1 protein-coding gene is annotated in these 669 nt (G+C 44.2%); it reads left to right on the forward strand.

The features are described from left to right. Positions 1-364: hypothetical protein (locus tag S1OALGB6SA_RS10450; RefSeq protein ID WP_195910420.1), on the forward strand; the 364-nt coding region annotated here is incomplete at its 5' end. Positions 365-669 lie beyond the last annotated feature (305 nt).

The following is a 669-nucleotide window of genomic DNA, read 5'->3' on the forward strand; positions in this document are numbered from 1 at the left end:
GACTTTGAAAGCTATTCTTAGCAAAAGAGATACAACCTTGATCGTATACTTCATGTCATTTAACACATTGACTGAAGTTCCTGTAACAAAAGAAGATATGAGGGAAGGTTTTCATGATTGCAAACTCCTTATAGTCGATGATTCCGCTGTTAACAAGATGTCGGAATTGATTGTGGCGGCTCAGAAGATTGACCGAAAGAGAAAAGTTGACGATGTAAGGATGCTGATCGATATTATTTCCGATGATGCCATAGTTTGTTCAGTAGGTATACTCGGTAACAGGATGATGAGTGAGAAAATTCTGGATGCATTTCATGAACTTCTAGGATTGAGTCCAGATATCTTTGACCAAAAATGGTATTAACGAAAAGTCTACATTCAGAGAACCTTATGGCTAGGGAACTGCTAGCTCAACTGTTTCGCTACTCAAGTTGGAATACAAAGTTCTTCATCCTCAAGCAGGCCCGCCCTCACTTGGGCTTAAGGCACGGCCAGTGCTGCGGCCCCTCTTTTGAGCTGGGAATCTTCTAACTCTACCTGCAGCTTTGCTGCGCATTCCTTATAAGACTCAAAGGAGCCGTCAGGGGGCTTGGCGGCGTCCTTAGCCCAGGCGATGGGCAGAATGCACACGCATTCTGTCTATCCTTTGGGCGTCAGTTAGAAAGGAAG

The sequence above is a fragment of the Olavius algarvensis spirochete endosymbiont genome, assembly GCA_900608495.1.
In the GTDB taxonomy this organism is placed as follows: Bacteria; Spirochaetota; Spirochaetia; order DSM-2461; family DSM-2461; genus UBA2779.